This is a genomic window from Streptomyces griseobrunneus, from assembly GCF_046713465.1.
In the GTDB taxonomy this organism is placed as follows: domain Bacteria; phylum Actinomycetota; class Actinomycetes; order Streptomycetales; family Streptomycetaceae; genus Streptomyces; species Streptomyces microflavus.
The window spans coordinates 154,824-180,656 of sequence record NZ_CP177081.1 but is presented as its reverse complement, the minus strand read 5'-3'; the positions used below and the strand labels follow the sequence as shown (position 1 = coordinate 180,656).

Below are 25,833 nucleotides of genomic sequence, written 5' to 3'. Positions count from 1 at the left end.
GAACGTAACGCATCGGTGCAGGAGAGCGCGCCTGCGGGGGCGGGGAGCCGGAGGGTCCCAGCAGCCCGCCCCACCCGGCTCCCGGGTCAGCGACGGGCATATTCGCGGAAGCCACGGCCCGTCTTGCGGCCGAGGCAGCCCGCGGCCACCAGGTGCTCCAGCAGCGGCGCCGGAGCGAGCCCCGGGTCACGGAACTCGCGGTGCAGCACCTTCTCGATCGCGAGCGAGACATCGAGCCCCACGACGTCCAGCAGTTCGAACGGGCCCATCGGGTAGCCGCCGCCCAGCTTCATCGCCGCGTCGATGTCGTCCAGCGAGGCGTAGTGCTCCTCGACCATCTTGATCGCGTTGTTGAGGTACGGGAACAGCAGCGCGTTCACGATGAACCCGGCCCGGTCCCCGCAGTCCACCGGGTGCTTGCGGATCTTCGTGCAGACCGCGCGGACCGTGGCGTGGACGTCGTCGGCGGTCAGGACCGTACGGACGACCTCGACCAGCTTCATCGCGGGCGCCGGGTTGAAGAAGTGCATCCCGATGACGTCCTCGGGCCGGGCGGTGGCCCGGGCGATGGCGATGACGGGCAGTGAGGAGGTGGTGGTGGCGAGCACCGCGCCCGGCCGGCAGACCTTGTCCAGGGTGGCGAACAGCTGCTGCTTGACCTCCAGGTCCTCGGCGACCGCTTCGACGGCGAGGTCGACCTCCGCGAACGCGTCCAGCGACCCGGCCGCGGTGATCCTGGCCAGTGTCTCGTCGCGCGCCTCGGCGGTGAGCCGCCCCTTGGCCACCGAGCGCTCCAGCGACTTCGCGATCCGGGACTTGGCGAGGTCCGCCTTCTCCTGGCCGCGGGCCGCCAGGACCACGGTGTATCCGGCCTTGGCGAAGACCTCGGCGATCCCGGAAGCCATGGTGCCGGAGCCCGCGACCCCGACGGACGCGATCTCGCGCCCGGTGCCCGCGGCCGCTTCCGGCGAAGGAGTCAGCGCGTCGGGCACGACGTCCTGGCCGCCCGGGGCGTCGTACGTGTAGAAGCCGCGCCCGGCCTTGCGCCCGGTCAGGCCCGCCTCGCTGAGCTGGCCGAGGACGGGGGCGGGAGCGTGGAGGCGGTCGTGGGAGGCGGAGTACATGGCCTCCAGGACCGTACGGGCGGTGTCGATCCCGATCAGGTCCAGCAGGGCGAGGGGGCCCATCGGCAGGCCGCAGCCCAGCTTCATCGCCGCGTCGATGTCCTCGCGGGAGGCGTAGTTCGCCTCGTACATCGCGGCGGCCTGGTTCAGGTAGCCGAAGAGCAGCCCGTCCGCGACGAACCCGGGCCGGTCGCCGACCGCGACGGGCTCCTTGCCCAGCTCCCGGGCCAGCCTGGTGACGGCCTCGACGGCGGGCGGCGCTGTCAGCACCGAGGAGACCACCTCGACCAGCTTCATCGCGGGCGCCGGGTTGAAGAAGTGCAGGCCGAGCACGCGCTCGGGGTGCTGCGACTCGGCCGCGAGCCGGGTCACCGACAGGGCGTTCGTCCCGGTGGCGAGGATCGCGGTGGCGGAGACGACCGCGTCCAGCTCCCGGAACACCTGCTGCTTGATCTCGTACGTCTCGGGCACGACCTCGATGACCAGCTCGGCACCCGCGGCGGCCCGGAGGTCGTCGGAGGTGCGGAACCGGGCGAGCGCGTCGGCCCGCTGCTGCTCGGTGATCCGCCCGCGCCCGACGGCCCGTGCGGTGGAGGCTTCGAGGGAGGTGACGGCCTGCCGGGCGGCGGCCTCGCTGATGTCGATGCCGATGACGTCGCGGCCGGCGAGAGCCAGGACCTCGGCGATGCCGGTGCCCATGGTGCCGAGGCCGACGACGGCAATGGTGGAGAGCGGGGTGTCCATCACGGGACTCCAGGGTGAGTGACGACTGTGGGAGCAGGCGCGCGCGGCGATGAGGGAGCGGCGCGTGGCATGCGCGGATGCGTGTCGTGAAGCGCGGTGGCGGGGCGTTGGAAGCACGCCCGGCCGGGAGGGGTGAGCGACTCTGTCCCGGAGTCGCGTCGCACTGGAACTGCCGAACCGACAAGCACTCCGGGTGGCTGCGTCACCAGGCCACCGGAGCTGCGGGGAGTGTGTTCCCGCTCAGATGAGATTAACCGGCGAGTAACGAGCGCGCCACCCCTGGGTCTTTGTGCGCTGGGCCACATAGGCTCTTCCGGCCCGCCCCGCACGGAGCGTGTTCGTGGATACGCTGAGCGTCATGGATGAGGAGCTGTGTTCGCTGATGGACCGGTTACGGGACGAGGCGGCCGGGTCGGCCGCGTACGACCTGCTCGTGGCCACCGACGACAACGAGGTGCTGGCCCGGGTCCTGGTGGAGCCCGGGCGGCCCCTGTGGGCCCGCGAGATCGCCGCCTTCCGGCTCGGGTGCGCGGGTGACCGGCGGGCCTTCGAGGCGCTGGTGCTCCTGCTCAACCACCGCGACCCCGAGCGCTGCGTCTCCGCCGCCCACGCCCTGGCGCGGCTGGACGACCCCCGCACGCCCCGGGCCGCCGCCGCGCTCGCCACCAACACCCTGCGCACCGCCTACGCCCTGCACCCGGTCCGCCTGCTCACCACCCTGCGGGCCCCCGAGGCGGTCCCCGCCCTGGTCGCCACCCTCCAGCGGCTGCTGGCCCCGGGGGAGCCGCACTGGCGGGTGGCGCTCGCCTGCGTGGAGGGGCTCGGACAGCTCGGCGACGACCGGGCCCGCCCGGTCCTCACGGCGGCCCTCCCGCATCCCCGGCTCGGCACGGCGGCGGAGGAGGCGCTGGGGCGGCTGCCGTAGGGGGACCGGGCGGGCCCGTCTTCCGATGACTAGTGGCGCGGCCCCAGCAGCCCGTGCAGGCGGCTGCCGGCGCTGTTGTCCACCGACTGGGCCGCCGCCTTCGCGGCCGGCAGCGGCTTCGGGTCCGGGAGCGCCGCGCAGACCGCGTCCGCCTCGCCCTCGCCCCGGCCGCGCGGGACGGTCCCGTCGGTCAGATAGGCCGTCAGGTGCTTGTCCAGGCAGGCGTTGCCGCTCAGCGTGATGCCGTGGTTGCCGCCGCCCTCCTCCACCACGAAGCTGGAGCCCGCGATCTTGCGGTGCATGGCCACCGCGCCCGCGTACGGGGTCGCCGCGTCGCCGGTGGCCTGGAGGATCAGCGTCGCCGGGAGGCGGTCGTTGTTCACCCGCACCGGGGTGAGCGGCGCCACCGGCCAGTCGGCGCACGGCGCGTTGTACCAGGTGTTGTTCCAGGCCATGAAGGGCGCCTTGTCGTGGATCCGGCGCGTGTCGTTGCGCCAGGTGCTCCAGTGCCGGGGCCAGCCGGCGTCGCGGCACTGGACGGCGGTGTAGACGGAGTAGCCGTTGTCGCCGCCCGTGCCGGTGGCGCCGAAGTTCTCGTACGCCTCGACCAGCGCCTCGGTGTCCTGGTCGTTCACGTACGCGGCGAACGCCTCGGCGAGATAGGGCCAGTAGCCGTTGTAGTACCCGCCGGGCAGGAAGGTGTCCTCCAGCTCGCTCCCCCCGACCTTGCCGCCCGCCGGCTCGGCCGCGACCGCCGCCCGCATCCGGTACCAGGCGGCCTCGACCCCGGCCGGGTCGGTGCCGAGCCCATAGGTCGCGTCGTGCTTCGCCACCCAGGCCGCGAACGCCTTGTGGCGGTCGTCGAAGGCGTAGTCCTGGTTGAGGTTGCCCTCATACCAGACGTCGTCCGGACCCACGACGGAATCCAGGACCAGGCGCCGCACCCGCTCCGGGTGCAGCTTCGCGTAGACCGCGCCCAGATAGGTGCCGTACGAATAGCCGAAGTAGTTGATCTGTTCCGAGCCCAGCGCCCGGCGGATCACATCGAGGTCCTTGGCGGCGCTGACGGTGTCCATGTACGGCAGCACGTCGCCGTGCTTCTCCCCGCAGGCGCGGGCGAAGGCGGCGGCCCGGTCCCGGTTGATCCGCTCGTCCCGGTAGGAGGCGGGCACCGAGTCCGGACGTACGGGGTCGGAGTGGCCGGGCAGACAGTTCAGCTTCGGGGTGCTCTTCCCGACCCCGCGCGGGTCGAACCCGATCACGTCGTACTGGGACGCCACCTTCTTCGGCAGCGACGAGGCCACGAACCCGGCCATCGACAGACCGCTGCCGCCCGGGCCGCCCGGGTTGACCAGCAGCGGGCCCTGGAAGGTCTTCGCGGTGTGCGGGATCCGGGACAGGGCGAGGGTGACCTGGCGGCCCGAGGGGTCGGCGTGGTCCAGCGGGGCGTCGACCTTGGCGCACTGGAGCGTCGGATGGTTCTCCGTCGGACAGTCGGTCCAGGCGAGCTCCGGGGCGGGCGGCGCGCTCGCCCCGGAGGCGGCGGCCGGGGCCGGTGCGGCGGCCAACAGACCGGCGACCGTCGCACCGGCGGCGACCAGAATTCCTGCACGTTTCGTCATGGGGCCTCCCGAGGTGGAGGGGACGCGGCGGCGGTTGGCCGGTCCCCGCCGCATGCTCCCCGAGATCCACCGGCCGGGAGCCGATTCCGCGCGGAGTTGACCCGTACGGTCACGCCATCGGCCCTGCGGGAGGCGCCAGGGGCGCGTCAGAGCAGGGTGAGCTGCGTGGGCCCGGGCTCGGGCTCCTCCGGTGTCCGTACCGGAGTGATCCGGCGGGCCTCGCCCCGGTGCGCCGGGCCGATCCCGAACTCGTCCGCCAGCTCGTGCACCTGACGGGTGATCCGGCGCTGGTACCAGGTGGGGGCGTACGCCCCGTCCGCGTACATCCGCTCGTACCTCGGTACCAGGTGCGGATGGTGGAGCCCGAGCCACTGCAGGTACCACTCGCGGGCGCCGGGGCGCAGATGCAGGACCAGCGGGGTCACGGAGGTCGCGCCGGCCGCCGCGATGGCCGAGACGGTGGCGCGCAGCTGCTCCGGGCTGTCACCGAGGAAGGGAATCACGGGGGCCATCAGGACCGAGCAGCCGATCCCGCTCTCCGTCAGGGCGTGTACGACGTCGAGGCGGCGCCCGGGGGAGGGGGTGCCGGGTTCGACCGTGCGCCACAGCTCACGGTCGGTGAAGCCGACGGAGACCGAGACGCCGACCTCGGTGACCTCGGCGGCCTGCCGCAGCAGCTCCAGGTCCCGCAGGATCAGCGTGCCCTTGGTCAGGATCGAGAAGGGGTTCGCCCGGTCCCGCAGGGTGCTGATGATGCCCGGCATGAGCCGGTACCGGCCCTCCGCCCGCTGATAGCAGTCGACATTGGTGCCCATCGCGATGTGCTCGCCCTGCCAGTGCCGGGAGGCCAGCTCCCGCTGGAGCAGTTCGGCGGCGTTGATCTTGACGACGATCTGGGAGTCGAACCCGATGCCGGTGTCGAGGTCCAGATAGCTGTGGGTCTTGCGGGCGAAGCAGTACACACAGCTGTGCATCCCATCCTGGAACGCGCTGGACCCCCGGTTCTGGGATCACGCCGCTCAGCTGCCCCCGGCGGAGCTCGCCCGTGTCCTGGGCACCTACGCAACCCGGGTGATGACGCCCCCGGGTCGACCGCCGTCACCAGCCTGGAACTGATGACCGCCCTGCACCCGCCGACCCACGCCGTACGAGACGAGGAGACCGGCGCCCTGCGGCAGGCCGACACCAAGACACCCGGCTCGCTCGGCACCGACCCGGTGGACTGCGCACCGCCTGAGGCCCCCGACGGACACCCGGTGCTCAACGCGCTGAACCTGCCGCGCTTCCACGTGCGCGGCCCGTCGGAGAAGCTGTTCGAGGAGGCCTACGACTGGGCGCAGCCGATGACCGACGAGGAGTGCACCCTGCGCTACCTGGTCGGCCTGGACGTGAACATGGCCTTCGCCGCCGGCGCGAACGGGCTGACCGTCGGTCTCGGTGAGCCGACGTACATCAAGAACCCGGTGTTCGACCCGAAGCCGCCCGGCTCGTGGCTGGTCGACCTCTCCCACGTCGACCTGTCCCGCGTGAAGGCCGGCAAGGAGTGGGTAGAGCTGGACGGCAGCCTGCTGCCCTCCCCGTTCACGTACAAGGGCGACCGCCCCACCGGCCCGGCCTGGTACGCGACACCGACCGTCGCCTACGCCCAGGAGCTCGGCTACGACGTGACGCCGACCGAGGCGTGGGTCCGGTACGACAACGGCCGCTATCTGGACGGCTGGTACCAGCGGCTGCGGGACGCCTACCTCGCCACGATGGCCGACCTCGGCGTCACCGCCGACCTGTCGCCGGAAGATTTCCTCACGGCGATGGACGGCTACAAGGACCGCGACCCGGAGCTGGGAATCGTCATCACGGCGATCAAGGCAACAGTCAAGGGCGGCGTCGGCAAGCTGCGCGAGCCGCCCCGCGGGGAAGGCTGGCGGCCCGGAGAGCGGTGGCGGGCCCTGGAACGGCCGACGTGGCGGCCCGACATCCGGGCAGCGGTCATCTCCCGTACCCGGATCAACCTGCACCGCAAGATCGTCAAGCACGCGGCGTTCACCGGCCAGTACCCGATCGCGATCATGTCCGACTGCGTCGTCTACGCCGCCGACGGGCCCTCACCGCTGGACTTCTTGCCCTACCGGGAGGACAAGCCGCTCCCCGGCGGGTTCAAGCTCGGCGTCAACCCCGGCCTGGTCAAGCACGAGGGCACCCAGACCGTGCTGTGGGGCGAGGAGGTCCGCGAGCGGTTCAACGCCCCGGAGCTTAACCTCGCCCGCTCCATCAAGGACGGCACCGTCACCAACGTCGACAACGGAGAGTAGAAGAAGACGATGAGCCTGATCGGGGACGGCCTGGACAAGGCGGTGCAGAAGGCGTTTACCCGCCCCGCGCCGAAGAGCGCGGGTGCGCAGATGCGGTACCTGCTGAAGAAGCTCGGCGGCACCATGGCGGTCGCCCTGATGCTGGGGGTCTCCCAGCGCACCGTGGAGCGGTACGTGAAGGACCAGATCAAGAAGCCCCGTCCCCACCTCGCCAGGCGCTTGGACCGTGAGGTGCAGAAGCGCTGGCAGCCGCAGATCAGGGCCAAGGCCAAAGCGAAGGCGGCGTCCACGGGCGGCATCCTCATCGACACCCGCGCCCGCCTCGGCTACACCGCCCCCATCGACTCCACCGACCAGGACCGCATCCGCCACCTCACCATCGCCCTGCCCCCGCAGTACGCCGCCCGCCTCTTCGACGCCCAAGAGGCCGGTGCCAGCGATGCCCGCCTCAAGGAGATCGCGGCCGAAGCGCTCAAGGAGGTCTACTTCCAGGACGGCGGCCGCCGCGCCGGCTCCCTGGACGAGGTCCGCTTGAAGTTCCCCCTGTGAGCTGGACAGCTTGATACTGGGACGGATGGTCCCGGAGAAAGCAGTCATAGGTAGTGAGCGCGAAGAGCAATATGAGTAAGAGGTACACGGCCGAGTTCAAGCGGGACGCGGTCGCTCTGGCGGTGTCCTCGGACAAGACGGTCACCGAGGTCGCCCGGGACCTGGGCGTGAGTCCGGAGGGGCTGCGCGGGTGGGTGAAGCAGGCGAAGACCGACCGTGGTGAGAGTCCGGCCGGGGCCCTGACCAGTGCGGAACGTGAGGAGCTGGTCCGGCTGCGGCGGAGGGTCCGCGAGCAGGAGGCCACGATCGAGGTCCTGGGAAAAGCGACCGCCTTCTTCGCGCGGGACAAGATGAGGTAGACACCGCCGCACGGTGTCGCTTCATCGACGCGGAGGAGGCGTGCCAGGACAAGCCTGCAGGTCACAGTGTCGCGTTCCTGTGCCGGGTGCTGGGAGTGCCCCGCTCCACCTACTACGCGCACCTGTCCTCGCGGCCGACCCGGGCGGTGCGGAAGAGGGCCGAGGAGCTACTGGTGGACGAGATCCGGGTGCTGCATGCCGGCTCACGCGGCGCATACGGGGCTCCGCGGATCCACGCGGCCCTGCGGCGGGCAGGTCGGATCGTCAACGGGAAGCGGGTCGAGCGGCTGATGCGTGTCCATCGCATCACCGGGATCACCCGGCGGCGCCGCCGCGGCCTGACCCGTCAGGCCAGGCGGGCGGTGTTCGCCGCCGATCTCATCGGCCGGGACTTCACGGCACCCCGCCCCGGGATGCGACTGGTCGGCGACATGACCGAACTGGTGACGCTTGAGGGGAAGCTGTATCTGGCGACCTGTATCGATCTCGCGACGCGGGAGGTGGCCGGCTGGGCGATGGCCGACCATCACCGCGCCGAGCTGCCGGTCGCCGCTCTGAGGATGGCGGCCGGACGCGGTGGCCTGGAGGACGGCTGCGTCATGCACACCGACCGCGGCAGCGAATATACGAGCGCGGAATTCCGCGCCGAGATAGGCAAGTTGCGCATGAGGCAGTCGATGGGACGTGTCGGCTCTTGTTACGATATCGCGGCTGCGGAAAGCTGGTTCGCCGTCCTCAAAGCAGAGATCGGAACCGTCGCCTGGGAGACCCGCGAGGGCGCCCGGGCCGACGTCTTCCACTACATCGAGGTCGAGTACAACCGCAGCCGGCTCCGTCGGCACCCCGACCACGGATACGTCACCCCGCTCGAAACGAGAACCCTGCTCAGGCAGAACCTCACCCCCGCAGCGTAAGCATGCGCTGTCCACGGTCAGGGGGGAACTTCAACCCGACGCCGAAGTGTGCGGTGTGGGTGGCGGTCGGTGTGCGTGGGGGGAGTGGCGGGGGCACTCGTCTGAAGCGTCGTGGTGCAGTGTCGATCTGCCAGAACACGGATCGTCCTAAGTGCGTGGGGTGCGGTTGCTGAATGGCCTGGGGGCCTTCGGCGGTGGCTGCCCTGTTGCGTTGGTGCTTGTGTGGGACGCCCGGGGATCGCTCCCCGAGGGTGCCACCGGTGTCAGCCGGTGTCTTCTCGTTTCAGTGCCCGTTGCCCGGGGCCCTTGCGGGCCCTGGGACTTCCAGGGGCTCGGCGAGCGTTTTGGGTCTCCCCTGTATCGGAGGCGACCGTTTTGATTTGTCTGTGCGCTGCGTCAATGATGTTCGCGGTGGTGTTCTCGTGTCGGTGTACGAGCGCGCTGCACGAGGGGCAGTGGAACGTGCTGCACGAGGGGTCGGAGCTTGGGTTTCGCTCCTTGCACTTCGCACAGGTGCCGGTGACGGGCTCGTCCTGGTCGAGGACGACGAGCTGCGAGCCGTACCAGGCTGTTTTGTAGGCGAGCTGTTTACGCAGACTGCCCAGGCCGGCGTCCAGGAGCCGTTGGTTGGAGCGGGCCTGGGCCTTAACGTTTTTGCCGTGCTTGTTCCGGGTGCCCCCGGTCGAGGCGGTGGGATGGGTGAGGGCGTTGATGTCCAAGTCTTCGATCGCCACGTACGTGAAACTGGTAGCCAGCTCCTTGGACAGGCCGTGCAGGAACGAGGCGCGTCGCACCATGATCTGCTGGTGGATGCGGGAGACCCGGGCGGCGGCCTTCTTCCGCCGTCCTGACCCCGGCCGACAACGGGACATCGCACGCTGGGCCTTAGCGAGCTTGGCCAGGCTGTCGGCGTTTGGGCGGGGGTGCTGTACGAGGGCGGTGGCGGGGTTGGTCGGGTCAAGGGAGCTGGACCGCGCTGCCAGGTCGGGGCAGCCGAGGTCGACACCGACAAGCCCGCCGGCGTGTTGGCGGGCGGTGGGCCGGCCGATCTGCTTGACGTGTCCGCCGCTCCCGGCGGCCTGCTCCGCCCCGGTGCGGCTCAAGTAGGGGGTGCGCGTCCCGTCGTCGTGGACGTGCTCCCACAGCATGGGTACGTCCTGCTGCACCTTGGCCAGTACGGAGGCGTACCAGCGGTGGCCGCCGCGGGTGACCGTCACGGACTGGATTACGGCCTGCCCGCGGTCCACGAGCCGCGCGAGGCGCTTGCCGGAGTCGTGGATGCGGATGCTGCCCAGGCCCGGCATCACCAGGCGCCGGTAGCCCTCCAGACGAATGATCGGCCGCTTCACGTCATGGAACAGAGCAAACGATTCTGCGTGACCCTTCTTCTTGAAGCGGGGGTATCCCTGGCGCTGGCCGGCGCGGCGACCGGCGAGCGAGTCCTGCCAGCACTTCCAGGCGGCCTGGGCGCGGTCGAAGCCGGAGGTGAAGCAGTAGACGTTGACCTCGCTCCACCAAGGACTGCCGCCCTCCTCCCTGGGCAGATCCCGGTCCATCCGCCACAGGGCGCTGGTGTCGGCGGACGTCGGCGTACGGAAACCGGCACTGAACGCCCTGGCCTTGAGCGTGTTCACCCTGGCGCGGGCTTCGGTCAGAAGCTCGCGTTCACGGCCGGTACCGACAGCGTCCGCGCGGACCGCGACCAGCCGGCACATCAGGGATTCCTGCCCGGTCGGAGGCTGCATCGTGGGCAGGGGCGGTTTGCCGGCGGTGGTGAGCGCGAGACTCTTGCGGTGGTGGTCCCACACCTTGATGCGGTCGGTGAGCTCGGCGCCGTCGGCCTTGATCCGCTCCTTTGCCTCGGCTTCACTCAGCCCCGCTTCCAGGTAAGCCGTCCGGCGGTCGGCCCATGCTTCATGGGCCCGGGTCTTCTTGGCCAACGCGTAGTTGTAGGCCCACCGGCAAGCACCGGCATAACGGGACAGCGCAGCACGTTCGACCTCGGACGGGTCCAGGGCGAACCGGAACGTCCGCAACACCTCTGTTCTGGGCATAAACGTTCCCCCCCCCCGCAAACATTGGTCACTCTTGGCATGTGCGACGTCGCTCACGGTAAGGCATGGTGGTCACGGTGAGCTACCCAGTGATCACGCATATGGGCTATCCCGGCATATGTCAAAACTGGTAGCGGCGTCTTCGCGTCGAAGCGGAGCATCGATTGGTATCGCCATGTCAGGCCAGCGGCTGCTGGCGGCGCTCCTGCCAAGGCAACCGCGTAATGGGCATTCGCCGCAGGACGGGCGGTGGATTGGTTCCCGAGAGGATTCCTTACCGGTTGGCCTATCCTCCCGCTCGCGGGCGAGGCCCGGCGAGGATTTGCCGGATCAGTTCGGCGAGTGGAGACCTTGGGGTCAAGGCCCCGTCGACAGCTGACCCCAGACGCGGATCGCCACTTTGCGGCTGGTGTCTGAGCTAGGACACCGGGGCCGTGGAGGCGGCCGCCGCGGGTCAGGCGGGCGGCGACGTGCAGCAGCCGGTATCGGGTCCAGGCGAGAAGGTCGATCGCTGCCAGGCTGAGTTCGAGCCAGGCCGCGTTGACGGCGAAGCGGCGGGAGGCATGCGGCCGAATCCGGTGTCCTTGCCGCACCGAATGTGGTCTTCGACAGTGGCGTGTCCGCGGTGGCGGACCTCCAGGAACTGGGTGGAGCCCCCGCCGGAGTAGGGGGTGTCGGTCAGGAACACCTGGTGCCGTGGACCCTCGTCCGTGTCGAACAGGGAGAGTTGGGCGCCGGGGTGCGGCCGCTCGCGGCGCACGATGATGCGGGTGCCGTTCGGAAAGCCGGTCAGCTCGACCATCCCGGTCAGCTCGGCGACCTCGGCGCCGGCACGCAGTGAGCCGGGCTGGTCCAGGGCCGGATGCCAGAGACAGTCGGGCTCGACCATCTCGAACGGGGTGATCCGGTCAGCCCATCGAAATGCCTCGGCGCGAACGCCCCGGCAGTTATTGATCAGAAACTCATGGGGTTCTCGTCCAGGACGTAGCGGACGTGCGGGCCGCCGAAGTAGCCGCGGACCATGTGCGGCTGACGCTGGCGTCTGCGGAAGAAGCGGCGGGTCTCGGCGGCGAGTTCGGCCTGATCGCGAGCTCGGTGCTGCTTGGGCAGGCTGTGCTTGAGGTCCGCGTTGACCAGCTCGTCGGGGTTCAGCTCGGGCGAGTACGGGGGCAGGAAGTGCAGTTCGATGTCGTCGGAGTGGGCGGCGAGCCAGTCGCGGACCTTCTTGGAGCGGTGGGCGGGGTGCCCGTCGACCACGAGGTGGACCTTGTGGTCGAAGTGGCCGGCGAGCCGGTCCAGGAAGCGGCACATCACCTCGGCGGTGAAGCTCTCGGCGAAGACCATGAAGTGCATCCGGCCCTTCGTGCTGATCGCCGACATCGCGTTCACCGAGAACCGGTTCCCGCTCCGCCGCACCACAGGTGTCTTACCCTTCTCACCCCAGGTACGGCCGGTGACCTGGTCCGAGCGGATGCCGACCTGATCGGCGAAGAGGATCTCCCCACCGTCGGCCTTCACCTTCGCCCGGATCTCCGGCCAGGTCTCCTGATGCCAGCGCCGGACAGCATCCGGGTCCTGCTCGACGGCCCGCTTGTCCGGACGCTGGAAGGACAGCCCCCAACGCTTCAGGTACTTGCCCACCCCCACCTCGGTCAGCCGCACCCGGTACAGCTTCGCGATCAGCTCGCCCACCAACCGCCGCGTCCACAGCTGACCGGAAAGCCCCACGTCACAGGGCCGGTGATCGAGTACCGCCTGCCGCACCGCGGCCTGCTCGGCCTCCCCGAGCACCTGGTGCACCCCGACCGGCTTGCCACGCGGACGCATGACCAGCGCCTCCCGCCCGCCGGCCTGCCACTTCGCCCACCACGTGTCGACCGCCTTCAGCGACACCCCGAACACCGCCGCCACGTCCTCGCGGTCCCGTCCCGCTACCAGCGCGGCCACCGCCCGCAGCCGCAGGGCTTCCTGCGCCGACGGCGACAGATGCCGCGCGTCCCCCACCAGATCGCTCACACCCGTCCAACGACCCAGAACCCAAACCGTTTCTGATCAATACCTCGACTGTCCTTGTTATGGCAGCCTGTTTCGGCAGCGGAGCTCCTGGTACTGAGGATGTCTTGGAGGACAAACCTCTTCTGCAGCAGCTCCGCTGCTCGTTCACCAGCCTTGACGAACAGCGCCCACACCTACCTGAACGGCATTGCTCCTAGGGTGCGTTTCAAAAGTAGATCTTGATATGTGAAGATCCACTTCGTGGCGAGGCGCGATCTGACGAATACACAGTGGGCCAGACTGGAGCCGCTGCTGCCGGTAGGCAAGAAGCTCGGTCGCCCGCCGTTGCACACCAAGCGGCAGCTGATAGACGGCATACGCTGGCGCACTCGCGCTGGTGCTCCCTGGCGGGTTGTGCCCGAGCGGTACGGGCCGTGGGAGACGGTCTACGGCCTGTTCCGGCGCTGGCAGCGGGACGGCACCTGGCACGGCATCTTCGAGCAGCTGCAGGCCCGGGCCGACGCCGAGAGACTGATCACCTGGGACGTCTCGGTGGACTCGACCGTCGCCCGCGCCCACCAGCACGCGGCGGGTGCCCGCAAAAAGGGGATCTGCAGGTCGAGCCGCCAGGAGGCGTCTTCACCGAGCCCGACGACCACGGGCTCGGACGCTCCCGGGGCGGGCTGACGACCAAGCTCCACCTGGCCGTCGAGCAGGCTCAGAAGCCGATGTCACTGGTGATCACGGCCGGGCAGCGCGGTGACTCACCGCAGTTTCAGGTGGTCCTGGAGCGGATCAGGGTGCCCCGGCTCGGGCCCGGCCGCCCGCCCAGCCGGCCGGACAAGGTGCGTGCCGACAAGGCGTACGGCTCCCGCGCGAACCGCGCCTACCTGCGCAAGCGCGGCATCCGCTGCACCATCCCGGAAAAGCGCGACCAGATCGCCAACCGCAGGAAACGCGGCTCCCACGGGGGCCGACCACCCAAGTTCGACAAGGCCGACTACAAGCAGCGCCATGCCGTGGAGTGCGGCATCAACCGCCTGAAACGACACCGTGAACCGCCCCGTGTTCGATAGAGACTTGATTCCGTGAAAGGATTGAGTCATGGCGCGCCCTTCCTCCTATCCCCCTGAGCTGCGCAAACGAGCGGTCCGTATGGTCGCCGAGATCCGTGGTGACTATCCGAACGAGTCGGCCGCATTGAGAGCGGTCGCCCAGAAGCTCGGGATCGGTTCGGCCGAGACCCTGCGGAACTGGGTGAAGCGGGACGAGGTCGACTCCGGGAAGCGTCCGGGGACGACCACGGAGGAGTCCGCGCAGATCAAGGCGATGAAGAAGGAGATCGCCGAGCTGAAGCGGGCGAACGACATCTTGAAGGCTGCGGCAAGTTTCTTCGCGGCCGAGCTCGACCGGCCACACACACGCTCGTAGCCTTCATCGACGAGCACCGGGCCCGCTTCGGCGGTGTCGAGCCGATCTGCCGCGTGCTCACCGAGCACGACTGCAAGATCGCCCCCTCCACCTACTACGCGGCGAAGAAGCGCGCCGCCGAACCCTCGGCCAGGCGGGTGCGCGATGCTGCCCTCAAGGAGTTGATCACCGAGGTCCACGAGGCCAACTTCCGCGTCTACGGCGCCAGGAAGGTATGGCGCGAGCTGCACCGCCAGGGCCACCCCGTGGCCCGGTGCACCGTCGAACGCCTGATGCGGGAACTCGGCATCACCGGCGCCGTCCGCGGGAAAAAGATCATCACCACGATCCCGGACAGCGCCGTCGAGCGGGCACCGGACCTACTGGACCGCAACTTCGTCGCGGCCGCCCCCAACCGCTGCTGGGTCGCCGACTTCACCCACGTCAAGACCTGGTCGGCAGTCGTCTACGTCGCCTTCGTCGTCGACACGTTCTCCCGCCGGATCGTCGGCTGGTCCGCCGCCACGTCGAAGGAGACCAGACTCGTCCTGGACGCCCTGGACATGGCCCTGTGGCAGCGCGACCGCGACGAACAGCCCCATCAGCGGGGCGAGTTGATACATCATTCCGATGCCGGGTCGCAATATACGAGTTTCCGGCTCGCCGAGCACCTGGACGCCGCCGGCATCGCGGCCTCGATCGGCTCCGTCGGTGACGCCTACGACAATGCCCTCATGGAGTCTGCGATCGGCCTGTTCAAGACTGAGCTGATCAAACCGGGGCGGCCCTGGAGGACGCTCTCCCAGGTCGAGCTGGCCACCGCGGAATGGGTCGACTGGTACTGCCACCGCCGCCTCCACGGTGAAATAGGGCACATCCCACCCGTCGAATACGAGACCAACTACTACCTCACGACCACGAAAACCCAGGTCACAACCACAATCTGAAGTCTCTACCGAACCCGGGGCGGTTCACCGTGCGGTCGCGACGAGATACGACAAGCTCGCCGTCCGCTACGAAGCCACCGTGCTGGTCGCCGCCATCAACGAATGGCTGTGACTCACAGGTGACTGCCCGGCATTATGGATTCCATGGACACGCCGAGCGCCGACTGGATCACCATCGCGGCCTACGAAAACCTGCCGGGCTGCCTCCGGCCGATGGCGGCCGCGCGCGCTTGACTGCGCGACCGTGGCATCGACTGGACGCCCTTTGAACAGGACGAAATCCGCTGGGGACTTGCCTGCGGCATCGGTCCTGACGGCCACTGGCACGGCTGGTTCGACATCCGAATTCGGGCCGACGCACTACGACGGCTCGGACTGCATCCCGACCAACCCACCGCCAAAGTCATCGGCCCATCCCCGCCCCGCTGGTGGCATGCCGCCGCCGAACGCAACACTCACTAGGACCGCAGAAGATCACTTCTGAAACAAGCCCTAGCTTGATCTTTAACCTGTGCGGCGTGGGCGAGGAGAAGTGGACTTCTTCGCTTTCGGTTTCGTGATGCCCGTTTTGCGGGCTGTGTGGACGTCGTGGCGTGGGGTCGGCCGGGTGTTCTTGCGTCCGGGTGGTCGTCCGGGACCGGGGCGGGAGGGTTTCGGTGCTCCGGCGGGACAGGTGGCCTTCGGGCGGAGGTGCCGGAAGTCGCGGCGGACCCGGGCAGGGGTGAGCCTGTCGGTCGGGGCCGGTTTCTCCCACGGCCGGCGGAGGTCAGCGGCGAGAGGGCGGGCGAGCCGTAGCTGGGTGAAGGCCGCGAGGATCAGCCAGGTCCAGCGGTCGGCGGCTTCCGGGGTGCGGATCTTCGGACAGGTCCAGCCCAGAGTCTGCTTGAACAGGCGGAAGGTGTGCTCGATGTCGAAGCGCCGCAGGAAGGCTTGCCAGAGCAGGTCGACCTGGGCGGTGGTGGCGTCGGTGCCCGACCACCACAGCCATACCGGCTTGGGGGTGGCGCCGCTGGGCAGGCGCTCGACACAGAGAAGGATCACGGTCCCCTCGATCACCGGCAGCGTACCCAGCTGGGCGGTCCAGGCGGAGCGATGGGTCAGCCGCGGGTGGAGCCGGTCCCAGGCCCGGACGGCAGCGGCGCCGTAGAGGCGGGTCTCGGTCAGTGTCTGGGCGTCTGGGGTGTTCCAGGTGGCGGGGTCGCCGAACACGAACTCACCGCCATGGCGGTGCGGGCGGCCCCGCGTGCCGGGCTCACGTGGTGGTGCTGCCCGGCGCAGGACGCGGTCCGAGCGCATCCGGCCCAGCACCTGCACTGGCAGATCCCTGAGCAAGAAGGCCAGGCGGGCACGTCGTAGCCGGCATCGACCACGATCAGGATGTCCGGGTCGCCGTGGTGCCACTGGCCGGCGCTGACGAGCCGCTCGATCAGTTCACGCATCTGCCCGGCGGTGACCGTGGCGGCGTCGTCGCCCGGTGCGAGATGCAGTGCGTCCAGAGGAGCGGTCCACGAACTGCGACCCGTCTCCAGCGCGCAGATCATCGAGTACGGCCAGCCGGGGACGGGAATGTGCTGGTCCTTGCCGCGTCCGTAGGTGTGGCACAGGATCCGCTGCGGTGAGGTGTGCGCGTCGGGTCGCAGCCAGCAGGTGATGTCTGCGGCCAGTACCAGCCGCCCGTCCGCTGCCCGCGGCAACGGCACCGCGGCCAGTGCTCGACGCAGCCGGGCCACCTCCATCCGGCCGGCGGCCAGGGCGTCGTAGAGCCCGCCATGCCCACGACGGTGTTCGCCCACCAGCGACAGCTCCACCAGCGACCGGACCGGACCGTCCGCACACAACACGGCGTCGGTCAGCTCGAACAGAGCATCCGCACGTCTGGTCAGGCAGGAGTAGAACTCGCCCCGGAAGCGTGACAGTTCCGCGAACGGATCCTGTCGGACAGCGTGATGCAGCAAACTCATCCCCACGGCCTTCGTGCTGAGCGTGTGTGTTCCTTGGTCGGAGCACATGCTCAGCCGAAGGCCTCCTGCACGTACGGCAGCTACCAGACCGGGTGATCAAGTACGAGAAGCCGTTCGACGTCCGAGGTTAAAGATCAAGCTAGAACCCAAGGGGCCGCAGGGATGGTGTGGGTGTGTCACATGTCAGGCAACCGCGCAGGCGGTTACGGCTGCCGCGGTGGCGGCAGCTGCCGAGGTAGTGGCCGCGACCGTCGCATTGGCTGAGGTGACCGCCGCCGCGGTGGCGGCCGTTGCAGTGGCGGCCGCCTCGGCCAGTGCGGCGGGAGGGTCGCCGGCGGCGATGGCCGCCTCGACTGCCTTGGCCGCTGCCGCCGCGGCCTCCGCGTCGGTTTTGGCGGCGTCGGCGGCTGCCGCCGCGTTGGCCACGGCAGCCGCGGCAGCCGTGGTGGAGGCTGCGCAAGCCACAGGGTCGGGCAGCGCGCGGCCCGCCTGCCCGGAGCGTGTAGCTGGAGCTTCCGTGCCGGCCCATGCCACAGTGCTGCCGCCGGCCATGAGGGCAGCGGTAGCGAGAGAGACGACAGCCATACGGTGCGGTTTCATGGTGGAACCCCTGTCAGAAGAGAAGGCTGAGCCCACGGGCTCCGGTATGGTCGACCGGATCACTGGACTCACGGAGGCGGAACCGAAACGGCTCCCCCACGAAGCAGAACACCGGGAGCCACCGGTGTCCCTTCGGCAACCGGCCGTCATCCCCGACCGTGAGGACTCCGATCCCTACACCTGACTGCGTCGAAGCGCCTGGTCAGGTGCCATGCCCTCGCCACGGCCGCGCCGTTCGGCCGCCCGCTCAACGGCCCACCCGAATCTCCTCGTACGGGTATCGCCGGAGCGCCAATCTGGCGGCGCGATCGGACCGTGATCTCTCCAGCCAACGCAGTGTCGCGGGCAAAGCCCGCAAAATTGCCTTGTGTCGATGGCGATGAGGGCGGTCGTCGGCCGCTGGCGAACTTACGAGTCGGGGCACTGCTTGAGGTGAGCAGGCGGCTACCGCCGCAGTCGGACGGATCAACCGCCGCAACCGATCGAGACGTGCTCCTCGGGCGGCTCCTGCGGGGACGGGCAGCACTCGCTGGCAGGCTGGGTGCCCGCCCGGGACACCGCACGGCAGCCCTCAACCCGGCAGCTTCTATCGCCGGCGTCGTGCACGCCGCCCTCCTGATGGTGAATCCGGTCACGAACAAGGCCACGGCGTGACGGCCAAGACCACCAGTCGGCCCAGAGCCGATCCGCTGAACGATGGCGACCAGTGCCGGCGGCGCCGCTCGCCGGGGCTCGGCTCGTACAGGGCCCCACCCGCGGGCACGCACTCTCCGAGCTCCGTCACCAGCTTGCGCTCGTGCACTCGTTTGCTGGGTAGCTGGGGCGTGGGCTTGATCCGCTTTGACGGACATTCGAGATCTGGGGTTCTGCCCCGGGAGGATGTCCATCATGGAGAGCATGGGGAAGAAGAAGCCTCGCCGCCCTCGTCGTTCGTTCACGCCGGAGTTCAAGGCCGAGATCGTCGGTCTGTGCCGACGAGGTGACCGCTCGGTCGGGCAGGTCGCCAGAGACTTCGAACTGACCGAGACGGCGGTGCGGGACTGGGTGAAGCAGGCCGAGGTCGACGCGGGCGAGCGCAACGGGCTGACCAGCAGCGAGCGCGAGGAACTGGCCGCGTTGAGGCGGGAGAACCGCCGGCTGCGTGAGGATGTCGACGTCCTCAAGCGGGCCACAGCTTTCTTCGCGAAGGAGACCCGGTGACGGTGCACCCGTTCATCGAGGCGGAGAAGCGCGCAGGTCACAGCGTCAAACGGGCGTGTGAGCTGATGAAGGTCTCCCGGACCGCCTTCTATGCCCGTCGCTCCGGCCTGCCCGGACCCCGCGCGTTGCGGGATGCCGAGCTGACCGAGCAGATTCTCGAGGCCCATGCGAAGTCCCGCGGAACCTACGGGTCCCCGCGCGTGCATGCCGTGCTCAAGCGCGAGGGTGCCGGGTGTGGCCGTCGTCGTGTCGCACGACTGATGCGGGCCGCCGGGCTGCAGGGCCGGCACTGCAGACGACGGCACGTGACCACGATCCCCGATCCCAGGGCTGCCTTCCGTCCCGACCTCATCGTCCGGGACTTCCAGCCCGACCGCGCCGGGCTCGATGCCCGCTGGTGCGGCGACATCACGTACGTCCCGACGGAGGAGGGCTGGCTCTATCTGGCCACGGTCATCGACATCGCCTCCCGGCACGTAGTCGGCTGGGCAACCGCAGATCACCTGCGTACCGAGCTGGTGGCCGAGTCACTGACAGCCGCCTGCCGGCAGCGTCGCCCCACCCACCCCGTAATCTTCCATTCGGATCGCGGCTGCCAAGGCGGATTCAATCGGTCGTCGCAACACCTTCGTGAACTGGGGGTTTGTGATGGGTGTGGGGAATCGGCAGCGGGCGGTGCGGGAGTATCGCGGCCAGATGCCCTCGCCAGGGCGGCCGGGCGTTGCCTGGCGTGAGGACCGGGCCAGGTTCTGGAAGGCGATCGCGCGGGGACTGAGTTCGGTGGACGCCGCAGCCGTCATCGAGGTCTCGCCTGCGGTGGGGTCGCGGTGGTTTCGTCATGCTGGCGGGGTGAATCCGTGCCTCGCCCCGACTGTCTCCGGCCGTTACCTCTCGTTCGCCGAGCGGGAGGAAATCGCTCTGCTGCGTGCGCGAGACTTCGGGGTCCGTGCGATCGCGCGGTGTCTGGGGCGTTCGCCGTCCACGATCTCGCGGGAGCTGCGGCGCAACGCCTCCACGCGGAGTTACCACCTGGAGTACCGGGCCTCGCTGGCGCAATGGCATGCCGAGCGGCGGGCTCAGCGGCCGAAGCCGGCGAAGCTGGTGGCCGACGAGCAACTGCGCGAGTACGTGCAGGACCGGCTGGCCGGGAACGTCGTCCACGCCCAGGACGGCCGGGTCGTCGAGGGTCCCCAGGTGCCGCCCTGGCAGGGAAGGAACAAACCCCGCCGTCAGGACCGCCGCTGGGCGACCTCCTGGAGCCCGGAACAGATATCACAGCGGCTCACGGTGGACTTCCCCGAAGATGAGTCCATGCGCATCTCCCCGGAAGCGATCTACCAGGCCCTTTACGTCCAGGGACGCGGAGCCCTCAAGCGTGAGCTGGTCGCCTGCCTGCGCACCGGACGGTCACTGCGTGTCCCGCGGGAGCGCACCAGGCAGAGCGTCCGCGGCCACGTGACCGCTGACGTGCTGATCAGCGAGCGGCCGGCCGAGGCCGAGGACCGTGCCGTTCCAGGCCACTGGGAAGGTGACCTCATCATCGGCACCGGCCGGTCCGCGATCGGCACGCTGGTCGAGCGCAGTACGCGGTTCACCATGCTGCTGCACCTGCCCCGGATGGAAGGCTTCGGCACCGAACCACGCACCAAGAACGGGCCCGCGCTGGCCGGCCGCGGCGCCGAGGCCGTGAAAGACGCGATCACCGCCACCATCACGACCTTGCCCGAGCAACTACGCAGGTCACTGACATGGGACCGGGGCACGGAACTGGCCCAGCACGCCCAGCTCCGCGTCGATGCCGGACTCCAGGTCTACTTCGCCGACCCCCACAGTCCCTGGCAGCGCGGCACCAACGAGAACACGAACGGTCTGCTGCGGCAGTATTTTCCGAAGGGCACGGACCTGTCGCGCTGGGGCATCGACGAGCTCCAGGCCGTCGCCTTCACCCTCAACAACCGCCCCCGCAAGACCCTCGCCTGGAAGACCCCCGCCGAAGCCCTCAACGAGCACCTACTATCCCTCCAGGAAGCTGGTGTTGCGACGACTGGTTGAGTCCAAGCAATACACCAGCCAGCAATTCGCTTCCCTGGCAGCCCAGTTCGGGGTCAGACTCTCGGTCGGCCGCACCGGCCAGTGCTGGGACAACGCGCTCGCCGAGTCGTTCTTCTCGACCATCAAACGCGAACTGCTCGGCACCTCCGCCTGGCCCAGCCGGGCCGCCGCCCGAACCGCGATCTTCGATTTCATCGAGGGCTGGTACAACTTGCACCGACTGCACAGCAGCCTCGGCTACCTCAGCCCCGCCGAGTACGAGACCGCACTCACAGCCTGACCACCACACCAATGGTGTCCGTCAAAGCGGAACAAGCTCAGGACAGCCTGCCGCAGAGGGTTCGCCGCCACCTTCATTGCCCGGTCGTCGATGAACTGACACCCATAACGTAGAAGCACACCATCGAGGGTCTGGTCATGGGCGCCCCCTGACGGCCGACCGCACGAGCCGGTCCGCGACGGTCTGCCCGCGCCACAAGCAGGAGCAGTCCGGGCCCCGAGGCCAATTTCGCCTGCGTGCGGGTCGGGTCAGCGCAGTAGTTTCAGCGCCGCTGTTGCCAGTCTTCGGGCGATGAGGTGCTGCTCGCCTGCGGGCAGGATGAGGTGGCTGATGGTCATGCGGACGATGACGTCCGCTGCCGTCTCGAGGGTCTCCGCGTTGTGTTGTGGGTACCGTGTGGCCAGCCAGCTCTGCACCAGGCTCTGTCCGGCGTCGAAGATCGGGTCGGCCCGGGCGGTGAGGTAGGGGAGCAAGCTGTCGGAGCCTTGGCGGGCGGCTGTGACCACGGCCCGGATGAGAGGCTGATCGTCAGCCTCGCTGAGGACGTACAGGATGGCGGATTCGAGGCAGGCGTGGGTGTCCGGCAGCCCGGGGTAGAAGGTGTCGGCTACGCCGGTGAGGAACTGCTGGGTCTCCCGGATCACCAGTGCGCGGCCCAGGCCGGCTCGGTTGCCGAACTCCTTGTACACCGAGGGGCGTGAGACTTCGGCCCGAGCCGCGACGGCGGAGAGGCTGACCTGGTCCCAGCCCGCCTCGCAGGTCAGGTCGCGGGCAGCATCCAGTACGCGCACTCTCATCTGTTTGCGCCAGGCGACGCGCGGGGGGTCGGGTGCCGGTCCACCGGTGGGTGGCTCCGTTCTGCTCTGGTGCTCTGCCTCCGCCATAGCGGCAAGTCTGTTAGGAATACCCGGCCCGTTGCTGCGGAGGCCTTGAGGCTGGGTGGGCCGGACGTGCAGTGGTGCCGGTCCCTGGGGGGTGGGACCGGCACCACGTCTAGGCGCTCCTAGCAGAAGGAGAGGTCAGGAGCGCTTGCGCCGGACGGAGAAGAGAATGCTGCCGCCGATGGCGAGGACAACCGCAGCGATGCCCAGCGGGAGGACGGGGCTGGAGCCGCCGGTCTCTGCGAGCGGTTCGCTTTCGCCGTTCGCCTTCAGCCCTGTGTCACTGTCGGTGGCAACTGGGGCTTCCGCGGTCGGCGCGGCACCGGCGTCCGTGTCGGCGGAAGGTTCCCCGGGGGCAGCGCTCTCCTGGCTGGGGGAGGCCGACTCGCTCGCGGTGGGCTCGGATGCCCCTTCCTTCACGCCGTTGCCCTCCGCCGCCTTGACGCTGTAGGCGCCGCGGTCGGGTGCGCCGCCGGACCGGCGTGCTGCGGTGAGGTCGGTGGTCACGGCGGCGAACGGGGTGCCTGAGCCGATGGCGGGGGAGCCCTTGCTCAGCCGGAAGTCGGCCTCAGCCCCGGTACCCGGATTGGTGAGCTTCGGGTCGGAGACGATGTCGTGGGGGCCCTTGACCTCGGGTGCTTTGCCGCCGAAGTAGATGTTGTAGTCGTAGGTGACATCGGTGTTGCGGGACTTGCTGTTGGTGGCCTGGCCGGGGCGGCCGTAGGCGATATTGTTGAGCAGCCGGACGTCGGTGCTGTCGTGCGCGAAGATGTTGGCGTAGCTCTCCATGCGTGTGCTGCGGCCGTTCTTGTACGCCGTGTTGTTGACGATGTCGACGTGCTGGCTCTTGAAGGAGTGGATGCCTGAGCCGCCGTTGTTATAGGACAGGTTGTTGGCAACCAGGACCCTGCTCCGATAGCCGGGGCGGCCGTCGCTGGCTTTGAGGGTGTCGATGATGATGCCGTTACCGTCCGAGTAGCACTTGCAACGCTCCCACTTCACCTTGCTCTCGTTGTCGTGGACCCTGTTGTTGGTGATACGGATCCGGTGCGCTTTCACGTCGCCGCCGTCGACGTCACGTGCGGAGAGGATCGAGATGCCGCTGTTGGCGTAGACGCTGTACCAGGCGTTGGAGTAGACGTGGTTGCGGTCGATGGTGATGTGGTCGATGTCGCTCGCACCGATGCCGCCGCCCGCGCAGTCGTGGACCGTGTTGCCGGTGACTTCGATGTGATGGGGGCGGGTGCCGGAGGACCGGTCCTTGTCGATGGAGACGCAGTTGGTGTTGAACTTGGCGTTCTTGGTGCTTGCGCCGCGTTCGGCGGCGGCGAGACTGAGGTTGGCGTTGTTGCCCTTGACCTCCAGGTTCCGGATGGCGATGTGCGCGGCGCCGCTGACGCGGATGGCGTTCCACGCGGTGACGGCGTGGAGGACCGGGTGGTGCCCGGGGTGTGCCTGGTAGGTGATGGGGGCGCCTGCGCGGCCGGAGCGGGAGATGACCAGCACGTCCGAGCCGCCGGGGCGCTCGGAGTAGGTGCCGTTCATGAGCAAGACGGTGTCTCCGGGGGCGGTGCTGTCGGCGGCCTTCTGGATGGTACGGAAGGGTGCCCCGGCCGAGGTTCCCGGGTTGCTGTCGTTGCCGCTCGGGCTGACGAAGTACGTGCGGCCGGCGGCGTGGGCCGGGCCCGCCGCCATGGTGAGAAGTCCGAGCGGGGCGGACGAAGCGAGCAGTGCTGCGGTCACGGCGAGGGTGCTCGTGCGTTTCATGTGTTGCCTGATCTCCGAGATCGTCCTGGCGGCAGTGGCGAGCGTTCTGCACCGGCGTCAGCCGTGGGCAGAAGTGAAGGCGCCCATGGGCGAGTCGTCCATGGCGCGGCGCCGCGTCAGGGGCGCTGGTCGTCGCGCCCCGAAGTCCGCTGTGAGGGGAGTGAGTTGCGTGAGTGACAGTCGCAGACCCAAAAACCGAATGCAACCCCGATCTCGGTGTAAATATTCTGACGGTACGTCAGTTCAAGGCTGAGGCCCTGGCTGATTGCGCACAGGTGTCAAAGAAGTTCTGCACGGGGGTTGCGGCGCGGCATGCTGGTATACCAGCATGCCGCCATGCCGCAGATCGACTATCCAGTGAACAGCGCGGAAGCTTCGGCCCCCCTCTCACTGCCTCCGCTGCGCGAAGCCGTGTCCCGGACCGGCCGGGTGCGGGACGCATTGCGGCAGGCCATCCTCGAAGGCGTGCTCCCACCGGGTAAGGCGCTGGTCGAGCGGGAACTCGCCGAGATGTACGGGGTGTCCAAAACCCCGGTACGCGAGGCGCTCAAGCAACTTCGCTCGACGGGCCTGGTGGAGATCAACGCCTACCAGGGGGTGAGCGTCCGGCGGCCCGACAACCGCCTGGTCCAGGAGCTCTACACCGCTAGGCCCAATACCGCTGATTTAGGAGACTTTCTGGCGTCTGCTGGTTGCTTTGGTGGGTGGGACGAGTGTGATGGCCCTGGTGGGTGGTTGGGGTGGGTTGCGGTGGTGGGTGTGCTTGAGGTGCCAGTTGCTCATCTTGCGTTTGATGACACGGGGGTTGGAGCGCTGTCTGCGGGGTGGGAGGAGTCGTTCCAGCAGCTCACGGGTGGTGTCGGTCATGGCTCGGCTGAGTCGTGAGGGGGGAAAGTGCCGCTTGGTCGGTGACGTGGCGGCGGGCGATGCGAAGGGTTCGGGTGAAGGACAGCCGGTCGGGGTCGAGGCCGGCTTGCTGAGCTGTGTGGTGCATAACCTCTCGTAATGCGTGGTGCACGAGGAGGAAACCGTAGATTTCCTGCTCGACTCCATCGGGGTACTGGGATCGCAGGACCAACTGGCGGCCGCCCTGGTGGGTCTTGATCTCGTCCAGGGTGTTCTCGATCTCCCACCGCTGGTGGTAGAGGTTCGCAAGGTCGTTGGCAGGCGCCTGGTCCGGGTCGCAGATGGTCGTGATCAGCCGGTAGACCGTCTCGTCGCCGGCTCGGCCGAGGGTGTATTCGATGACGCGGACCCGGGCCGGATCACGGCGGCCACGGTCGCCGGTGCCCACGATCTCGGACAGATACGAGCCGTCCTCGAAGGCTTCGAGGAACGGCAGCACAATGTTCTTCCGGACGCGCCACAACAGGTCCGCGCCCGTGCCTGAAGCGGCCTTCCACAACTCGAAGCCGGTAATGCCGCGGTCAGCCATGAGAAGCGTTCCTGGCTCGAGCCGATCCAGCAAAGCAGGGATGAGCTGTTGCTCGTGGAGCGACAGCGGACCGGTCGCCGCGGCGAACACCGCATGCGTCCCGCACTCCACCAGGGCGGCAACCCTCACCTGCGGATATGCACTGCGCTGCTGTCCCCGGCCGGAGCCGGGACGGCCGAAGAACGTGCTGTTCGCCTCGGTGTCCGGGACGTCGAAGACGGTGCCGTCCACGGCCACCAGCCGCCACTGGCGATACCAGGCGCCTGCCGTGCCCGGGGCGGCCACCGGCAGGCAAACTCGCGCGAACAGGGCCTTCAACGGCTCCGGCCCCAGCCGTCTGCGGGCTCTGCCGATCGCCCCCGTCGTCGGCACCCGCCAGGGCTTCTCCCACTGCCGCACACGTTCCAGCCCCTGCGTCAGCAACCGGGCCACTTCCTCATAGCCCTGACCGGAGAACAGGCACATCGCGAGCACGAAATACACCACCACCCGGGCCGGCAGCAGCCGGGAACGCTGTTCCCGGCGCCCGCACTCCGCGATCACCTCATCCACCACCCCGGGTGGATACACCCGCGTCAACACACCCAAAGCGATCCGGTCCGACAACCGATCACCCGACGACTTCACCTGCCCAGGCCTCGGCACACCACATCCAACGACCAACACAGCTCAAAGTCACCGGTATTGGGTCTAGCGGCCCGACCT

Annotated in this window: 20 protein-coding genes and 4 pseudogenes; 13 read left to right on the top strand and 11 right to left on the bottom strand. The window is 68.9% G+C overall.

The features are described 5' to 3' along the window. Nucleotides 1–86 precede the first annotated feature (86 nt). Nucleotides 87–1,868 carry a 3-hydroxyacyl-CoA dehydrogenase family protein gene (locus ACK8N7_RS38220; RefSeq protein ID WP_500446229.1) on the bottom strand — a complete coding sequence of 594 codons (1,782 nt, stop codon included), beginning with the start codon at nucleotides 1,866–1,868 and terminating at the stop codon, nucleotides 87–89. Nucleotides 1,869–2,226: 358 nt separating this feature from the next. Between ACK8N7_RS38220 and ACK8N7_RS38215 the strand changes: the two genes are divergently transcribed. Beyond that, nucleotides 2,227–2,793: an adenylosuccinate lyase gene (locus ACK8N7_RS38215; RefSeq protein WP_319346515.1), complete on the top strand. Its 567-nt coding sequence runs from the start codon at nucleotides 2,227–2,229 to the stop codon at nucleotides 2,791–2,793. 29 nt (nucleotides 2,794–2,822) lie between these two features. On the opposite strand, the gene ACK8N7_RS38210 is transcribed toward ACK8N7_RS38215, so the two are convergent. Continuing rightward, nucleotides 2,823–4,415 carry an alpha/beta hydrolase gene (locus ACK8N7_RS38210; protein WP_500446187.1) on the bottom strand — a complete coding sequence of 531 codons (1,593 nt, stop codon included), beginning with the start codon at nucleotides 4,413–4,415 and terminating at the stop codon, nucleotides 2,823–2,825. Between the two features lie 146 nt (nucleotides 4,416–4,561). Further along, on the bottom strand, nucleotides 4,562–5,389 hold the full coding sequence (locus ACK8N7_RS38205) for a radical SAM protein (RefSeq protein WP_500446185.1): 828 nt from the start codon (nucleotides 5,387–5,389) through the stop codon (nucleotides 4,562–4,564). On the opposite strand from ACK8N7_RS38205, the pseudogene tap reads away from it, so the two are divergent. From tap to ACK8N7_RS38185, 4 genes and pseudogenes are all read left to right on the top strand, one after another. After that, a pseudogene (gene tap, locus ACK8N7_RS38200) lies at nucleotides 5,379–6,724 on the top strand (telomere-associated protein Tap); the annotation flags it as partial. The gene ACK8N7_RS38205 and the pseudogene tap overlap by 11 nt on opposite strands. A gap of 9 nt (nucleotides 6,725–6,733) precedes the next feature. Continuing rightward, nucleotides 6,734–7,273, top strand: coding sequence for a telomere-protecting terminal protein Tpg (tpg, locus tag ACK8N7_RS38195; protein WP_500446184.1), 540 nt, complete (start codon nucleotides 6,734–6,736; stop codon nucleotides 7,271–7,273). 71 nt (nucleotides 7,274–7,344) lie between these two features. Then, a complete protein-coding gene (locus tag ACK8N7_RS38190) occupies nucleotides 7,345–7,632 on the top strand; it encodes a transposase (protein WP_500446182.1) in 288 nt (95 codons plus the stop codon). 23 nt (nucleotides 7,633–7,655) lie between these two features. Then, nucleotides 7,656–8,546: an IS3 family transposase gene (locus ACK8N7_RS38185; RefSeq protein ID WP_500446227.1), complete on the top strand. Its 891-nt coding sequence runs from the start codon at nucleotides 7,656–7,658 to the stop codon at nucleotides 8,544–8,546. A 263-nt stretch (nucleotides 8,547–8,809) separates the two neighbouring features. Here ACK8N7_RS38185 and ACK8N7_RS38180 read toward each other — a convergent pair whose 3' ends face one another. The 3 genes and pseudogenes from ACK8N7_RS38180 to ACK8N7_RS38170 all read right to left on the bottom strand — a co-directional run bounded on the left by ACK8N7_RS38180 (nucleotide 8,810) and on the right by ACK8N7_RS38170 (nucleotide 12,616). Next, nucleotides 8,810–10,600: a transposase gene (locus tag ACK8N7_RS38180; protein WP_500446180.1), complete on the bottom strand. Its 1,791-nt coding sequence runs from the start codon at nucleotides 10,598–10,600 to the stop codon at nucleotides 8,810–8,812. Between the two features lie 401 nt (nucleotides 10,601–11,001). Further along, nucleotides 11,002–11,468: pseudogene (locus tag ACK8N7_RS38175) on the bottom strand (IS1380 family transposase); the annotation flags it as partial. An 86-nt stretch (nucleotides 11,469–11,554) separates the two neighbouring features. Further along, complete coding sequence (locus ACK8N7_RS38170; RefSeq protein WP_500440406.1) at nucleotides 11,555–12,616, bottom strand: IS630 family transposase; 1,062 nt, start codon at nucleotides 12,614–12,616, stop codon at nucleotides 11,555–11,557. A gap of 240 nt (nucleotides 12,617–12,856) precedes the next feature. On the opposite strand from ACK8N7_RS38170, the pseudogene ACK8N7_RS38165 reads away from it, so the two are divergent. From ACK8N7_RS38165 to ACK8N7_RS38155, 3 genes and pseudogenes are all read left to right on the top strand, one after another. Beyond that, nucleotides 12,857–13,650: pseudogene (locus tag ACK8N7_RS38165) on the top strand (IS5 family transposase); the annotation flags it as partial. A 49-nt stretch (nucleotides 13,651–13,699) separates the two neighbouring features. Beyond that, nucleotides 13,700–14,952, top strand: a protein-coding gene (locus ACK8N7_RS38160) for an IS3 family transposase (RefSeq protein ID WP_403220033.1) whose coding sequence is annotated in 2 segments (ribosomal slippage) — nucleotides 13,700–13,982 and nucleotides 13,982–14,952 — 1,254 coding nt in all. Because the reading frame shifts where the segments join, the coding sequence is not laid out codon by codon here. 249 nt (nucleotides 14,953–15,201) lie between these two features. Further along, nucleotides 15,202–15,414 carry a hypothetical protein gene (locus ACK8N7_RS38155; RefSeq protein ID WP_500446225.1) on the top strand — a complete coding sequence of 71 codons (213 nt, stop codon included), beginning with the start codon at nucleotides 15,202–15,204 and terminating at the stop codon, nucleotides 15,412–15,414. 42 nt (nucleotides 15,415–15,456) lie between these two features. Here ACK8N7_RS38155 and ACK8N7_RS38150 read toward each other — a convergent pair. Together ACK8N7_RS38150 and ACK8N7_RS38145 are read right to left on the bottom strand one after the other, a co-directional pair. Next, nucleotides 15,457–16,913, bottom strand: a pseudogene (locus ACK8N7_RS38150) (NF041680 family putative transposase). 183 nt (nucleotides 16,914–17,096) lie between these two features. Beyond that, complete coding sequence (locus tag ACK8N7_RS38145; RefSeq protein ID WP_398812668.1) at nucleotides 17,097–17,378, bottom strand: hypothetical protein; 282 nt, start codon at nucleotides 17,376–17,378, stop codon at nucleotides 17,097–17,099. Nucleotides 17,379–18,401: 1,023 nt separating this feature from the next. On the opposite strand from ACK8N7_RS38145, the gene ACK8N7_RS38140 reads away from it, so the two are divergent. From ACK8N7_RS38140 to ACK8N7_RS38125, 4 genes are read left to right on the top strand one after another with little or no spacing between them, the layout of a single operon-like run. After that, nucleotides 18,402–18,713 carry an IS3 family transposase gene (locus ACK8N7_RS38140; protein WP_032774357.1) on the top strand — a complete coding sequence of 104 codons (312 nt, stop codon included), beginning with the start codon at nucleotides 18,402–18,404 and terminating at the stop codon, nucleotides 18,711–18,713. Then, the gene (locus ACK8N7_RS38135) at nucleotides 18,710–19,447 is read left to right on the top strand and encodes an IS3 family transposase (RefSeq protein ID WP_500446178.1); all 738 of its coding nucleotides are present in this window, start codon (nucleotides 18,710–18,712) and stop codon (nucleotides 19,445–19,447) included. The genes ACK8N7_RS38140 and ACK8N7_RS38135 overlap by 4 nt, the downstream gene beginning before the upstream one ends. Beyond that, nucleotides 19,362–20,765 (top strand): IS30 family transposase, encoded by a 1,404-nt coding sequence (locus ACK8N7_RS38130; protein ID WP_500446176.1) that lies wholly within the window; start codon nucleotides 19,362–19,364, stop codon nucleotides 20,763–20,765. The genes ACK8N7_RS38135 and ACK8N7_RS38130 overlap by 86 nt, the downstream gene beginning before the upstream one ends. After that, entirely contained in the window at nucleotides 20,749–21,045 is a 297-nt protein-coding gene (locus ACK8N7_RS38125) for a transposase (protein ID WP_500446175.1), read from the top strand. The genes ACK8N7_RS38130 and ACK8N7_RS38125 overlap by 17 nt, the downstream gene beginning before the upstream one ends. 248 nt (nucleotides 21,046–21,293) lie before the next feature. On the opposite strand, the gene ACK8N7_RS38120 is transcribed toward ACK8N7_RS38125, so the two are convergent. Together ACK8N7_RS38120 and ACK8N7_RS38115 are read right to left on the bottom strand one after the other, a co-directional pair. Further along, entirely contained in the window at nucleotides 21,294–21,836 is a 543-nt protein-coding gene (locus ACK8N7_RS38120) for a TetR/AcrR family transcriptional regulator (protein WP_403213975.1), read from the bottom strand. Between the two features lie 228 nt (nucleotides 21,837–22,064). Then, entirely contained in the window at nucleotides 22,065–23,693 is a 1,629-nt protein-coding gene (locus ACK8N7_RS38115; protein ID WP_500446173.1) for a right-handed parallel beta-helix repeat-containing protein, read from the bottom strand. A gap of 336 nt (nucleotides 23,694–24,029) precedes the next feature. Between ACK8N7_RS38115 and ACK8N7_RS38110 the strand changes: the two genes are divergently transcribed. Further along, nucleotides 24,030–24,578 carry a GntR family transcriptional regulator gene (locus ACK8N7_RS38110; protein ID WP_500446171.1) on the top strand — a complete coding sequence of 183 codons (549 nt, stop codon included), beginning with the start codon at nucleotides 24,030–24,032 and terminating at the stop codon, nucleotides 24,576–24,578. Here the strand turns inward: ACK8N7_RS38110 and ACK8N7_RS38105 are convergent. After that, nucleotides 24,541–25,773: an IS4 family transposase gene (locus tag ACK8N7_RS38105; protein ID WP_500441916.1), complete on the bottom strand. Its 1,233-nt coding sequence runs from the start codon at nucleotides 25,771–25,773 to the stop codon at nucleotides 24,541–24,543. The genes ACK8N7_RS38110 and ACK8N7_RS38105 overlap by 38 nt on opposite strands. Nucleotides 25,774–25,833: the final 60 nt, after the last annotated feature.